The following is a 14683-nucleotide window of genomic DNA, read 5'->3' on the forward strand; positions in this document are numbered from 1 at the left end:
AAGGAAATAACATGAAAAGAATACTTTTGATTGATGGAAATTCATTAATATTTAGAGCTTATTATGCTCAAGCATACCAAGGGTACACTTTAACAACTTCTAGTGGTATTCCAACAAATGCAGTTTATTCTTTTGCAAATATGATAACTAACCTTTTAAAAGAAAGACAATATTATGATGTTAAGGTTGCTTTTGATAAAGGTAAAAAAACTTTTAGACATGACAAATTAGAAAATTACAAAGCAGGTAGAGCATCAACCCCTGATGACTTGATAAAACAATTCCCTATAGCACGTGAGTTTTTAACATCAGCTAATATTGATTGATTTGAACTAGAAAATTATGAAGCTGATGATTTAATTGGCACAATGGTAAAAAAAGCTGAAAAAGAAAGCCCAAGTTTTGAAATTGAAATTTTTAGTAGCGATAAAGACATGTTTCAACTTATATCAAATCAAACAAGAATTGTAACTTCTGAAAAAGGTTTTATTTCACTTTTTGGCATAGATGAATTATTCGACAAATATGGTATATCTCCATCTCAGATACCCGATTTTAAAGGTTTAATGGGTGATTCATCTGACAATTTAAAAGGTGTTGAAGGTGTTGGCCCTAAAACAGCTACTAAACTTATTCAAGATTACAATAATTTAAAAGGGATTTATGAAAATATAGATTTAATTAAAGGTGGAGTCAAAGATAAACTTATAAAAGATAAAGAATCTGCATTTTTGTGTAAAGAAATAGCTACTATTGATTGTGAAGTTAAAATGGAGTCAGTTGAGTTTAAAGAATTAGAAATTGACATTAATAAAATGATTAATTTTTTAAACAAATATGAAATGAAATCTTTGGTAAGCCGATTAACAGGAAGAGCTAATTTTATAAATGACAAAACAAATAATGCAGAAATGAAACCATCTATTGAATTTACATATAATTTAATAAACGATTTAGATGAAGAGTATTGAAGTGAAGAAAATTATTTGTATATTGAAACTTTTGAAGAAAATTACCATAAAGGAAAAATCCTTTCAATAGTTGTTGTAAATGATAAAGGTAATTTCATATTAAATGATTGATCAAATGCAATTTATTTTAATAAGTTTTTAATGTCTAAGCAAAATAAAAAAATTGTTTTTGATTTAAAAAAAACTTGAGTACTATTTGATAACCACAACTTAAATTACAATCAAGAAAGTTTTGTTTGTGATTTAATGGTTGCTATGTATATCTTGGATTCAAACCTTGTTTCTAATTTACAAAATATAAATGTATTGTTTAATAAAGATTTAATACCTAATGACGAAGAAGTCTATGGTAAGGGTGTTAAAAAAACTTTTGATATAGATAATAGTATTAAATACAGTTATTTAATATGCAAAACAATTTGTTTGAAAGAATCTCATTATGCTATGATATTAAAACTTAAAGAAAAAAACCAATATGAACTTTTTGCTAATATTGAATTCCCACTTATAGAAGTCTTATATTCAATTGAGAAGCAAGGTTTGCATATAGACAGAAAAGAATTGGAAAAACAGACATTAAAAACTCTAAAAGCAATTGATCATCTTGAAGAAAAAATGCTTTTTATTTTAGAAAATAAAATACCACAAAATTTTAACTTTGCTTCTCCTAAACAAATTAAAGAATTATTGTTTGATACACTAGAATTAAAATCTAATAAAAAGAATTCTACTGACAGGGATTCATTAGAAAAATTAATTGGTTTGCACCCAATAATCGAATATTTAATAGAACACAGAAAACTCTCAAAATTATACTCAACATACTTAAGGGGTTTTGAAAAATTTATTTTTAGTGATAATAAAATTCACACAATTCTTCACCAAACTTTAACTAATACAGGCAGATTATCTTCATCTGATCCAAATATCCAAAATATTTCTGTAAAAGACGATATTCAAAAAGAAGTCAGAAAAATTTTTGTTTGTGAACCAAATAAAAAGTTTCTATCTTTTGATTATTCGCAAATTGAACTAAGAGTTTTAGCTGAATTAGGGGATGAAACAAATCTATTAGATATTTTCAACACAAAAAGAGATGTTCATGATGAAGCAGCAAGGTTAATTTTTCATTTAGAAGAAAATGAAAAAGTTGATGCTAGTCAAAGAAGAACAGCAAAAATTTTCAATTTTGGAATAATCTACGGTTTAAGTGGCTATGGTTTAAGTAATGATTTAAATGTTTCTATTTTGCAAGCAAATGAATATATTCAAAATTATTACAAAGCGTTTCCTAAGTTTGAAAATTTTAAAAAAGAATTAATATCTATAGCTAAAAATGAGGGTTATTCACAAACAATTTCTAACAGAAGAAGAGTAATAAATGAATTAAACTCCCCAATGGCCAAGATAAGAGAATTTGGGAAAAGAATAGCTGTCAATATGCCAATTCAAGGAACAGCTGCAGATATTTTAAAAGTTGCTATGATTAATATTTATAAAAATATTAAATTACAAAATTTACCTGTTGCTATGGTTGCTCAAATTCATGATGAAATTATTTTTGAAATTCCTGATAAAGGATATGATCACATAATTAAAATTATTGAAAAAGATATGAAAAATGCATTTATAGATTTATTAAAAATAATTGGTGTTAATCAAGAAGTTAAAGTAGAATTAGAAGTTAATGTGTCAATTGGAAATAATTGACTAGAATTAAAGTAGGTGAAGATATGCCAGAATTACCAGAAGTCAGAACAGTTGCTAATGAACTTAACAAAATTTTACCTGGTTTGAGAATTATTAATGGTGAAAATTTTATGCCAAAATTAATTTGACGAAATAAGGAAAATGACTTTTTTGATAAAGTATTAGATCAAAAAATAATAAGTGTTCAAAATTATGGAAAGTATCTTATTTTTAATCTTGAAAATTTCAAAATGATCAGTCATCTTCGTATGGAAGGAAAATGAAGTGTTAGTTCAAAAGATAAGTATGTGTATAATGAAAAGCATTTAAGAATAGAATTTGAGTTATCAAATAACGAATGACTAAGATATTATGATTCTAGAAAGTTTGGTACACTAGAAGTTTGAGATAACAAGTCATATTTAAAAGAAAGTGGAATAAGCAACTTGGGACCTGAACCACTGAATAATAACCCTTCTTTTGAATATTTAAAAAAAGCTGCAATTAAAAAAAATGTTAAAGTTAAACCATTTTTATTAGATCAAAAAGTTGTTTGTGGAATAGGCAATATTTATGTTAATGAAATTTTATTTGCTGCAAAAGTAGCTCCAGACAGAATAACAAAAACTTTGGGTGATAAAGAAATAAAAAATATTATTAAGTTTTCAAACTTAATTTTAACAAAAGCTATTGAGCTTAAAGGCTCTTCTATACACTCTTATAAGTCTGGGGAAAATGTTGAAGGTCAATTTCAAAATGAACTTAAAGTTCACTTAAGGGAGAACAAACCATGTTTTGAATGCAAAAAACCAATAATAAAAACACAAATTGGTGGTAGAGGAACATACTTTTGTACTGAATGTCAAAAGTAACACTTAATGTGGAAAAGTGGAAAAAGCAAAAAAACCTTTACCCTGTATAGTACACGTAATAAAGTTTTCAAACATACACTTTTGAATTTAAAAAACTACTAAAAATTACAAGTATTTTATAAAAAAATTAATTATATTTATACTTATAAACAAGGAGTTAAATATGAGTTTTTTAAATAAAAAATATAGCGTCGAAGTTAGCAATAAAATAAGTCCAGAAGACCATATAATTTTAATAAACTTATATCAACCTTTAATAGGGGCATCTGCTATAGGTGTTTATAACACTTTAATTTTTGAATCATCATGAACAAAAAAAATGAAATCAGCAGTTTTTGAAATTGAAAGACTTATTAAACTTACAAACATTAGTGAAAAAAGGTTAAAAACTAGTTTATCTAAGTTAACCAAATTAGAACTTTTAAAAGTTTACAAAGAAAAATCTACAAGCAATATTGTCTTCATTGTTAACAAACCATTAAGTGCTAAAAAATTTTTAAATAATCATAAACTTAAAGAATTGTTGTTTGAAGCCTTAGATTGTGATAATTTTGAATCGACAATGTTTTTTTTCAAAGAAAAAACAACATTTACTATTAACGAAGAATACATTGATATTGAAAAAGAATTATTTGATCCATCAGATAAATTTTTATCTCAATTAGATTTACGCTTAAATAAATCCGAATACAAAAATGAAGTTTTTAATAACCATTCCTTAAAAGATTTTGAAATAGAACAAATAAGAACTATGCAATCAAATAACTGAGTAACTTATTATAATATGTGTATTGGAATAAATCCTAATGACATAACAATTAATGCTATTAATAAATTAAAAAAAGACTTTGAGTTTAATGATGATATTGTTAATTGTTTAATTTATTATTCATATATAAGAAATAATAAAAATTTTATTTTTAGATATGTTAGCAAAATTGCCGAAACTATTTATATGAAAAAAATGAATTCAGTATATTTAGTACACAACTTCTTGAGCTCAATTTCTTTTAAAAAAACAAGTTCTGTTAAGTTTGTTGAATCTTCTGTAATGCAATCACCAACAAAAATAATTGAAGCATCTAATGTTGTTTTAAATGACAATATAGAAATAGAGTGATAGTATGGAAAAGCTGGTCAGTTTTTTAAATTCAAATGATTCATTTTTAAGAATAAAAAAAGAATTTGAAAATAGTAATTACCCAATAAATGATGAAGTTATAAAAACCAATCAAAATATTCTTGAAGAATTTGCTAGTCAATATATTTTATGCACAGCGGGTCCACTTATTAATTGTCAACAATTGATCAAAGGGATGCAAAGTAATTTAAGTTATAGAGATGAAAAGTTTTATATAACTTATTTTAACTGTGCACACTTTATTTTTGAAAATAGAAATCATCTAATTAAATCTAATTATAGTTATGTTGATTTCGATGTTGATTTATTTCCACAAACAGTCAAGGGTTATCTTAAAGGGTTATCTGAAAATAAAATATTTGATGAAAATGAAAAACTAGAAAGAAAAAGGTTGATTGAGAATGCAGGATTAGTAATTGTTAAGTATTTAGAAGATAAGGTTAATAATTATAAAAAAGGTTATTATATTTGGGGAAATTTAGGTATTGGTAAAACTAATCTTTTAAGAGCTCTAGCAAATGAAGCGTGTTTAAGAGGAGGGAATGTTGTATTTTGTACAGCACCTAATATAATTGAAAATGCTAAGGAACAATTTTCAGAAAAAGATTCAAAAAATGTAATGCTCATAAAAAATTTAAAAAAATGCGATGTTTTGTTTATTGATGATTTTGCAGGTGAAATGGTTTCACTATGATCAAGAGATAATTTTTGGTTTAGTATTTTTAATTACAGAATGGATCATCAAAAATTAACATTTTTTACTTCAAACTTTAGCTCAGTTGATTTAAATAATATTTACACAATTAAGTCTCAACCAAAAACTACTGAAAAAAAGAAAGTTGATAGATTTATTGAAAGAATTAAAGCTATATCTTCAAGTTATAACCTTAAAGGTGAAAAATCAAAAAGAAATTTAGTTTAAAATAAATCAACTGTTTTAATTATTAGAAAAATGGTGTAAAATATATATATGTATTAACATACAAAGAGGGAGATATTTTTAAAATGTCAAAAAAAGTTGCTATTAACGGATTCGGAAGAATCGGGCGTCTAACATTTAGACAATTATTCAACCAAGGTGTTGAAATCGTTGCTGTTAACGACTTAACAGATACTAAAACTCTAGCTTATTTATTAGAGTTTGATTCAGCTCAAGGAAAATTTCAAGAAGGAAAAATTTCTTACACTGAAAACTCAATCATTGTTGATGGGAAAGAAGTTAAAATTTATGCAGAAAGAAATGCTGCTGACTTGCCATGAGCTAAATTAGGAATTGATTTAGTTATTGAATCAACAGGTTTTTATACTGATAAAGAAAAAGCATCAGCTCACTTAACTGCAGGTGCAAAAAAAGTTGTTATTTCAGCTCCAGCTACTGGAGAAATGAAAACAATCGTTTATGGTGTTAACCATAAAAACCTTTCAAAAGAAGATGTTATTATTTCAGGGGCTTCATGTACAACAAACTGTTTATCACCTGTTGCTAAAATAATGGATGAATTATTTGAAATTAAAAAAGGTAAAATGTTAACAGTTCATGCTGTAACTAATGACCAAAAATTATTAGACTTACCTCACTCAGACTTAAGAAGAGGACGTGCCGCTGCATGAAACATTGTTCCTTCAACAACTGGAGCTGCAAAAGCTGTTTCATTAGTTTTACCTAATTTAAAAAATAAATTAGATGGTTATGCATTGCGTGTTCCAACAATTACAGGTTCAATCACTGATGTAACTTTAACATTAGGTAAAAAAACTAGTGTTGAAGAAGTTAACAAAAAAGTTGAAGCTGCAATTAAAGCTGACGCTGAATTAGCAAAAGCAATTAAATTCAACAATCAACAAATTGTTTCAGCAGATACAATAGGTTCATCATATGGTTCAATATTTGATGCAACTTTAACCAAAATAACTGAAGTTGATGGAGAACAATTAGTAACTGTTTGTGCTTGATATGATAATGAATCATCATACGTTTCACAATTAGTTAGAACAACTATATACTTCATGGGATTATAGTCTTTATAAATTGAAACACTAATTTTATTTAGTGTTTTTTTTATTCCAAAATGAGTTAGTGATAAAATAATAATATATAAACAAAGGAGAAAAATTTGATGAATTATAATTCAAAAAAAACATTAAAAGATTTAGTAGTTTCTAGTAAGAAAGTTTTAGTCAGAGTAGATTTTAACGTGCCACTTAAAGACGGCGTGATAACTGATGATAATAGAATTCAAGCAGCTATTCCTACTATTAAATACTTACTTGAAAACAATGCTAAAGTTATTTTATTTTCGCATCTTTCAAGAATTAAATCTGAAGAAGATAAAAAAAGTAAATCATTAGCCCCGGTTGCTAAAAGATTAGAAGAAATTTTAAAACACAAAATCATATTTATTAACGAAACTAGAGGAGCTAAGTTAGAGAATGCTGTTTCTGAATTAAAAGAAAAAGAAATTATTTTAGTTGAAAATACTCGTTTTGAAGACGTTGCAAATGGTGAAGTTGTAAAACTTGAATCAAAAAATGATTCTGGTTTAAGCAAATATTGAGCTTCACTTGGTGATGTGTTTGTAAATGATGCATTTGGTACTGCTCATAGAGCTCACGCTTCGAATGTTGGTATTTCTTCAAACATTGGTGAATCAGCTTTAGGTTTATTAGTTGAATCAGAAATTAAAATGTTAGGTAAAGGCATTGATACACCACAAAGACCATTTGTTGCTATTTTAGGTGGAGCTAAAGTCTCAGATAAGATTGGTGTTATTGATCATTTATTATCAAAGGTTGACAAAATTATAATTGGGGGTGGTATGACCTATACCTTCCATAAGGCACAAGGTTTAGAAATTGGTAGTTCATTATTAGAAATTGATAAAGTAGAATTAGCAAAAGAATTTTTAGCAAAAGCTAATGGTAAAATTATTCTGCCAGTTGATTCAGCATGTGCTTCAAGTTATGCAGATGTTACTCCAACTATTGTTGGTGAAAATATCCCTGAAGGAATGATGGGATTAGATATTGGGCCTAAAACAATTGAACTTTATAAAAATATTTTAAAAGATTCTAAAACTGTTGTTTGAAATGGTCCAATGGGAGTTTCTGAATTTGAAAACTTTAAAGCAGGAACAGTTGCAGTTTGTGAAGCATCAGCAAAAAGAAAAGCTGACGGTGGATTCACTTTAATTGGCGGTGGAGATTCTGCTGCAGCTGCAATTAAATTAGGATTTAAAGATGATTTTTCTTGAATATCAACAGGTGGTGGAGCATCACTTGAATATATGGAAGGTAAAGAATTAGTTGGTATAGCAGCTATTCAAAATAAATAAAATAATTATTTAATTTAAATTATAAACTAAAATTAAAATCTATAAAAATTATTAATTACATAAAGTCACCTAATTTTTTGCTACAAATCTGCAAAAAATTTTAGGTGACGTTTTATTTATCTTAATATTTTATCTATATTATTAAATTTGTGTTTTTGACAAAAGCATTAAAGTTATGTTATTTTGAGTGTAAATTTTATCTTTTGGATTTAAATCAAGCATTTGCTTTTGGGGTGTGGTAAAATTTTAAAAATTTTTAAAGGAGATTTTATGAGTAAAGTTAGAGCACAAGACGATTTTTTTAATTATGTCAATGGGGAATGAATTAGTCAAACATCACTACCTAAAGGTTATGCATGATGAGGTAGCTTTCAAATTCTTAGAAAGAAATCAGATGATGATATCAGAAGTTTGATTGATGAATTATTAGCTAAAAATGATTTATCATTAGAAGAACAACAGATTGTTAATCTTTATCGTAACTTTTTAAATGATGAATCAAGAAATAAATTTGGAATCCAACCCATTATGCCAATGATTGAACAAATTGATAAATTAGATTCTAAAGAAAATTTAACTGAGTTTTTTATTGCAATGGAAAAAAAATGACGTATTTCATTTTTTGGAAGTTTTTCAATTTCTTTAGATATTAAAGATAGCAACACCAAAGTACTTTATGTTGGTTCAATGGGGTTAGGGATGTCAGATCGTGATTATTATGATCCAAAAAACCCTAGACATAAAGAAGTAAAATCAGCTTATAAAAAATATATTGAAAAAGTTGCGGAATTATCAAAAGTACCATTTAAAACTAAAAATTTATTTGATTTAGTTTATGATGTTGAAGACCAAATTGCCAAAGTTAAGTTACCTAAAGAAGAACTTCGTAATCCTGATAATACTTACAATTTGATTTCACTACAAGAATTAAGTGATCAATACTCATTTATTAACTGAAAAGGAATTTTAGAATTATGAGGAGTGAATCCTGATAGTGATAGAAAAATTATTATTTCTCAACCAAAATGTGTAGCTAAAATTCAAGAGATTGTTAACGCCATGTCATTAGATGATTTAAAAGACTTTATGAAAATTGATCTTTTAACTTCTATGACTGGTAGTTTAAGTTTAGATTATTATGAAGCTTCATTTGAATATGGAAGTGTTTTTTCAGGAGTTAAAGATAAAAGACCTCGCGAAGAAAGAGCTGCAAATTTTGTTAATAGTGTCTTTGGAGAAGTTCTTTCAAAAGAGTATGTTAAAAGACATTTTTCCCCTAAATCAAAAGATTTAGTTTTAAAAATGGTTAAAGATTTATTTGCAGTTTATAAAGTAAGAATTAATCAATTAGATTGAATGAGTGAAGACACGAAACAAAAAGCTGTTGAAAAGTTAGATTCTTTTAAAGTTAAAATTGGGTATCCTGATAAATGAGAAGACTATAGTAAAATTCAAATTAGATCCTTTGAAGAGGGTGGGAGCCTATATGAAAACCTTCGTAACATTGGAGATTATTTCTTTGAAAAGGAAATTTCTGAAATTAATGATCCGGTTGATAAAACTAAATGAGGAATGTATGCTCAAACAGTAAACGCTTATTATTCACCAACTGCCAATGAAATATGTTTCCCAGCTGCTATTTTACAAAAACCTTTTTTTGATGAACATCAATCTCTTGCAGCAAATCTTGGAGGAATTGGTGCAGTAATTGGTCATGAAGTAAGTCATGGTTTTGATGATCAAGGTAGTCGCTTTGATAAAGATGGAAATTTTAAAGACTGATGACAACCAAAAGATCATAAAATTTATAAACAAATCACACAAAAATTAGTTGAACAATATAATGAGTATGAGTTTGACGGAACCCACGTTAATGGTAAGTTAACATTAGGTGAAAATATTGGTGATTTATCGGGGGTTTCAGCAGCTTTAGATATTTGCCGAGAACAAGCCCCAGAAGGGTTTAAAGAATTTTTTGAAAATTTTGCTAAAGTATTTTGCCAAATTTCAACTCCCGAACACCGTAATACGGCTTTATTAACTAATCCTCATTCTCCTGAAATTTGCCGTATTAATGGAACATTAGTAAACATCGATGAATTCCATGATACATACCAAACCAAACCTGGGGATAAAATGTATAAACCAAAAGCAAAACGAATTAAAGTTTGATAAAAATATACTTTTTTATTTTTAAGTTAATCACTCTGAATTGTTTTAGCTCAAACCACCTTCTCAATAATTGTTCAAAAATCGATTACAACAAACACTGATGTTAGTAAAATAATTCATTTGGGTACCAAAGAAGAGATAGCTAGTTTTTCAATTTTAGTCCCTAATTATGAGTTATTTTTTAATTTACAAAATGAAAGCAATCTCGTTTACACAGAATTCAAAACTATGGTTTATGTGAGTATATTGCTCTTATTTCGTTGTTTAACTATTTTCAATTACATGGTAAAAATGATTATTGTAAATTAGGACAAATTCCCGACAACATTTATAAAGGTCCGAAAACAAAATCAGCTCCAAATGTTGATTTTGATGGTGGATTATATAAACACCTTACTAAAATTGTTAATAGTGTCGAGCTAAAGAATATTATGAATACAGTTTACCCCGCGAACTAACTTATATAGAGAATTTTCCAAATCAGAAATTTTACATAATTATAATCAAAAAACATAAGGTAACATTTAAACTTTTCGAAGAAACTGGAAAAAATTTAAATATTAAATCAGATTCAACAATCAGAAGTATTGTAAAAATATGAATGGGCAATAATTACAGGAACATTATTGATGATTACAGCGCTATTTTTTTGCATACTTCTTTGCCAAAAAAATTGATTATTAAAGTGCAATGATCCAATAATTGTAAATTTTACTTTTGTTGTTGATATGTAATCTTGAAGTTGTTATTTTAGATAAAATAACGGTAACTCTTGATATTAAGTTGTTATTTCAATAATCATAACAAAAAGTATTAAAAACTTAAATTTTTTACTTTTTGTCTTTTTATATTAGTTCTTACTTTTTTAACTGTATTGCATATTTTAATGTCATTATTAATGATTATATAGTTTTTAAATTAAGCCGATATGTCAAAAGATTTAAAAACCTTACTTAAGACTTTAAATAAATAACAGCAAACAGCTATATTTAATAAATATTTTATATTTGTAATTAAAACTCCTAGTCATAATATCCATTGAGTAGGTGGCATATTGTATAAATTAAATATAAATAAGTAGTTACACACCAATGATATTAAACTTGAAACAACACTAGCTATCACACCAGAAATAAATATTCAAAAACTATACTTTAAAATTTGATTATTACTTAGTAATAAATTATACATTTTTTTAAATGTATAAAATAAGCAACAAAAAACAATTAAAAAAGAAAGGTCTGCAATTGTTAAAGAAATTAAACCGATAGGCTCACTCCCAAGTAATGTTCTAAATCAAATTGAAATAACCGCAATTATAGATGTGTAAAATCAATTAAAAATTAATGCTATAAAAATAATAGGAAAAAAAGCCAGCTCAATTGTATAAGCTCCTCCAATTATTCAAAAACCCAAAGTAAATTTAGATATTAACACAACAACCATTTCAAAAGCTAAAAGCAAAGACAGCAAAGAAATTTGTCTTGTGCTTAAATAAAAATAATTTTTTATTCGCGCTTTTAAATTAAAGCCATCAATATCTTTGGTAATTTTAACATTATAAAATTCGTTATTTTTTGATTTCATTCTTAACCCTTAAAATTTATTATAAAGGAAAGGCATAAAAAAAATAGCATTTGCTATTTTTAAAATTATCTTTTTGTGTTTAATTCGGCTTCTTTTTCATCAATGTTTTGGAAATTTTTGATTGTTATAACTTGATCTTTTGCTCAAATACCTTTGATAATTGAACCTGATATTTGGAATATCATTGATACATACATCATTTCAAAAGTAATTCTTGCAAAAGCAATGAATATAGCAAACACCATTCAAATTCCCTCACTATTTGCAGCGTATCTTATAGCATCAGAAATAACAGCAATTAATCTTATAACACCCATTACAGCAATTAAAATCATTTCAATTGTTGCAATTAAAGTATAAATAACACCAATAACTTGCATTGTAAACCCTAAGAAATTTTTCTGGCTAATTTTTTCACTTGCTGTTTTACTTGAAAAGAAAGATATTCCTAACAAACCAATTAAAAAGATTACTACATAAATACCAATAACTATCATTGTGGTGGTATCAATAACAAATAAACCTTTCATTGGGCTAGTTAATGCAAATAAGAAAGTTGCACCTAAAGCTAATATAGAACCAATAAACATTGTTCAACCTAAGTGTTTAGCTAAAAAAACTCTTGGGTTAATTGTTGAATTTGTTTCTATTTTTGGCAATTGTGTAAGAACGAATGGTGTAATAAAACCCCCGACTCCCATACTTAATACTGCCATGATAAATCTGTTTGCAATAATTTCTTCATCAGTTGCGTTATTCATATATTTAATTATAACTACAGCTGAATAAATTGATTTCCACAACATGTAAACTTCAATACCAATAATGCCACCATACAATAATGGGTTCATACTACTTGCATATTTTGAAATTAACACAATAGTTACAGCTAATATTAAAGCACTAAAGAAAGTACCTAAATATTGATAAAACTTTAATAGTCCTCTTGGGACCGCACTACTTCTATTCATTTTAAAATCCTCCATTATAATTATACTATATCTATAATTGTAAAAAGAATAATAAACCCTCTTAAATTTTTTTTATTTCTTATTAATAATAACTGGAATTATTAAAGGATTTCTTCTTTTAGTTCTAAAAATGTAAGGTGAAAGAGATTGCTTAATAGCTTTTTTCATAGCACCAAATGTAGGCCTATCAGATTCTAAAACCTCATTTATTGCTTCACTAACAATGTAAATAGATTCAGCAATTATATTACCTGATTCTTTTACATAAAAACTGCCTCTAGAAATAATTCTTGGTGGGCATAATAACTTGTTAGTTTTTGAATCAATAGAAACAACTACAGCAATTAACCCATCTTTTGATAAAGTTTCACGTTCACGAATAATGTTTGATGCATGTGCAGTCATATCTTTGCCATCAACATATATTGGATCAGCATCAATTCTTTTACCTTGAGTTGCTTTACCTTGAAGTAATTCTAATTGATCACCATTTGCTAGAACAAAACCGTGTCCTTTTTGAAGGTTAACTGATTCAGCAGTTTCAACGTGTTTTTTAAGCATTCTGTACTCTCCATGCATTGGCATAAAATAATGAGGTCTTAATAGCGTAAATAATAATTTTTGTTCTTCTTGACTAGCGTGACCTGAAGTATGTATTTTATTATTTGCAGAAGATTCAATTACATTAGCGCCAATTTTGGTTAACCGGTTGATCAAAGTCTCAACATCTGCTCTGTTACCAGGAATGGGTGATGATGAAAAAATAATAGTATCTCCAGGAATAATGGAAATAGATTGATGCCTGTTATTCGCTATTCTCGAAAGCGCTGCCATTGGTTCGCCTTGACTCCCAGTTGAAATAATCATAATTTCATTAAGTAGATATTTGTCAATATCATTTGGTTTGACAAACATTTTATCATTAATTTTTAAATGTCCCATTTGACGAATAATTTTAATAATTCTATCAATTGATCTGCCCAAAATAACAACTTTTTTATTGTACTTATTAGCTAATTCAACAATTTGTTGAATTCTGTGAACATTGGAAGCAAAAGTTGTTATAAAAATTCTACCTTTAGCTTTTAAAAATAATTTATCAATATTTTCAATTATTCCTCGTTCTCCAACTGTATAACCTTCTACTTCTGCATTAGTAGAATCTGCCATTAATAATTCAATACCCTTGTCACCCATGCTAGCTAATTTTGATAATTCAACAAAATGCCCAAGAGGTGATCAATCAAATTTATAATCTCCAGTTGAAAATATATTACCATTTGGTGTTTCCACTAAAATTCCAAAAGCATCAGGAATTGAATGGTTTAAAGCAGCATAGCTAACTCTAATATTTTTGGTGTTTCAAACATCATCAGCAACATATTCTTTTACAATAGTTTCGTTTGTTAGTTTGTGTTCTTTTAATCTATCTCTAATTAAAGCAGCAGCCAGTTCAGGAGCATAAATTACAGGGATTTTAACTTGCTTAACTAAATAATGAATTCCACCAATATGGTCTTCGTGACCATGAGTAATAAAAAGTGCTTTAATTTTACTTTCATTTTCTTTTAAATAAGAATAATCAGGAATAACAGCATTTATACCTAATAAAGAATCATCTGGAAACTTAACACCAGCGTCAATAATAATTATTTCATCCCCATATTCTATACAATAAGTATTTTTACCAATCTCTTCTAATCCACCAAGTGCAAAAACTTTTGTAGGTATATCAGTTTTTATATATTCTCTAGATACTTTTTTTTGTTGAAAAACAAAAGGTACAAATTCTTCTTTTGAAATTATAGATGTTTCTTCTTTATTTGTTGTTGTTAAATTTTTATTTTCCATAATTTGTTATCCTTTCTTTAAAAAAATGAAATTATCTTTATTTATAATTTGTTTATCTGTTAAAATTTTTTAAGTTTTTATTAAAAGTTAATTTTGT

The 14683-nt window shown here is 26.9% G+C and carries 10 protein-coding genes; 7 read left to right on the forward strand and 3 right to left on the reverse strand.

Annotated elements, in window-relative coordinates; all coding sequences use genetic code 4:
• Positions 1-11 precede the first annotated feature (11 nt).
• The 7 genes from polA to MCORR_RS02045 all read left to right on the forward strand — a co-directional run bounded on the left by polA (position 12) and on the right by MCORR_RS02045 (position 10180).
• Entirely contained in the window at positions 12-2696 is a 2685-nt protein-coding gene (gene polA / locus MCORR_RS02015; protein ID WP_104207924.1) for a DNA polymerase I, read from the forward strand.
• Between the two features lie 8 nt (positions 2697-2704).
• On the forward strand, positions 2705-3532 hold the full coding sequence (mutM, locus tag MCORR_RS02020; protein WP_104208019.1) for a bifunctional DNA-formamidopyrimidine glycosylase/DNA-(apurinic or apyrimidinic site) lyase: 828 nt from the start codon (positions 2705-2707) through the stop codon (positions 3530-3532).
• A gap of 163 nt (positions 3533-3695) precedes the next feature.
• Complete coding sequence (locus MCORR_RS02025) at positions 3696-4655, forward strand: DnaD domain protein (protein ID WP_104207925.1); 960 nt, start codon at positions 3696-3698, stop codon at positions 4653-4655.
• 1 nt (position 4656) lies between these two features.
• Positions 4657-5595 carry a DnaA ATPase domain-containing protein gene (locus tag MCORR_RS02030; protein ID WP_104207926.1) on the forward strand — a complete coding sequence of 313 codons (939 nt, stop codon included), beginning with the start codon at positions 4657-4659 and terminating at the stop codon, positions 5593-5595.
• An 83-nt stretch (positions 5596-5678) separates the two neighbouring features.
• On the forward strand, positions 5679-6692 hold the full coding sequence (gap, locus tag MCORR_RS02035; protein WP_104207927.1) for a type I glyceraldehyde-3-phosphate dehydrogenase: 1014 nt from the start codon (positions 5679-5681) through the stop codon (positions 6690-6692).
• A gap of 98 nt (positions 6693-6790) precedes the next feature.
• Positions 6791-8005: a phosphoglycerate kinase gene (locus tag MCORR_RS02040; RefSeq protein ID WP_104207928.1), complete on the forward strand. Its 1215-nt coding sequence runs from the start codon at positions 6791-6793 to the stop codon at positions 8003-8005.
• A 270-nt stretch (positions 8006-8275) separates the two neighbouring features.
• On the forward strand, positions 8276-10180 hold the full coding sequence (locus MCORR_RS02045) for a M13 family metallopeptidase (protein ID WP_104207929.1): 1905 nt from the start codon (positions 8276-8278) through the stop codon (positions 10178-10180).
• A 915-nt stretch (positions 10181-11095) separates the two neighbouring features.
• Here MCORR_RS02045 and MCORR_RS02050 read toward each other — a convergent pair.
• The 3 genes from MCORR_RS02050 to MCORR_RS02060 form a co-directional block, all read right to left on the reverse strand.
• A complete protein-coding gene (locus MCORR_RS02050) occupies positions 11096-11764 on the reverse strand; it encodes an ECF transporter S component (protein ID WP_104207930.1) in 669 nt (222 codons plus the stop codon).
• A 65-nt stretch (positions 11765-11829) separates the two neighbouring features.
• Complete coding sequence (locus tag MCORR_RS02055; RefSeq protein ID WP_104207931.1) at positions 11830-12735, reverse strand: hypothetical protein; 906 nt, start codon at positions 12733-12735, stop codon at positions 11830-11832.
• 72 nt (positions 12736-12807) lie between these two features.
• Complete coding sequence (locus tag MCORR_RS02060) at positions 12808-14586, reverse strand: ribonuclease J (RefSeq protein WP_104205787.1); 1779 nt, start codon at positions 14584-14586, stop codon at positions 12808-12810.
• Positions 14587-14683: the final 97 nt, after the last annotated feature.

The organism is Mesoplasma corruscae, from assembly GCF_002930145.1.
Lineage (GTDB): Bacteria > Bacillota_I > Bacilli_A > Mycoplasmatales > Mycoplasmataceae > Entomoplasma > Entomoplasma ellychniae.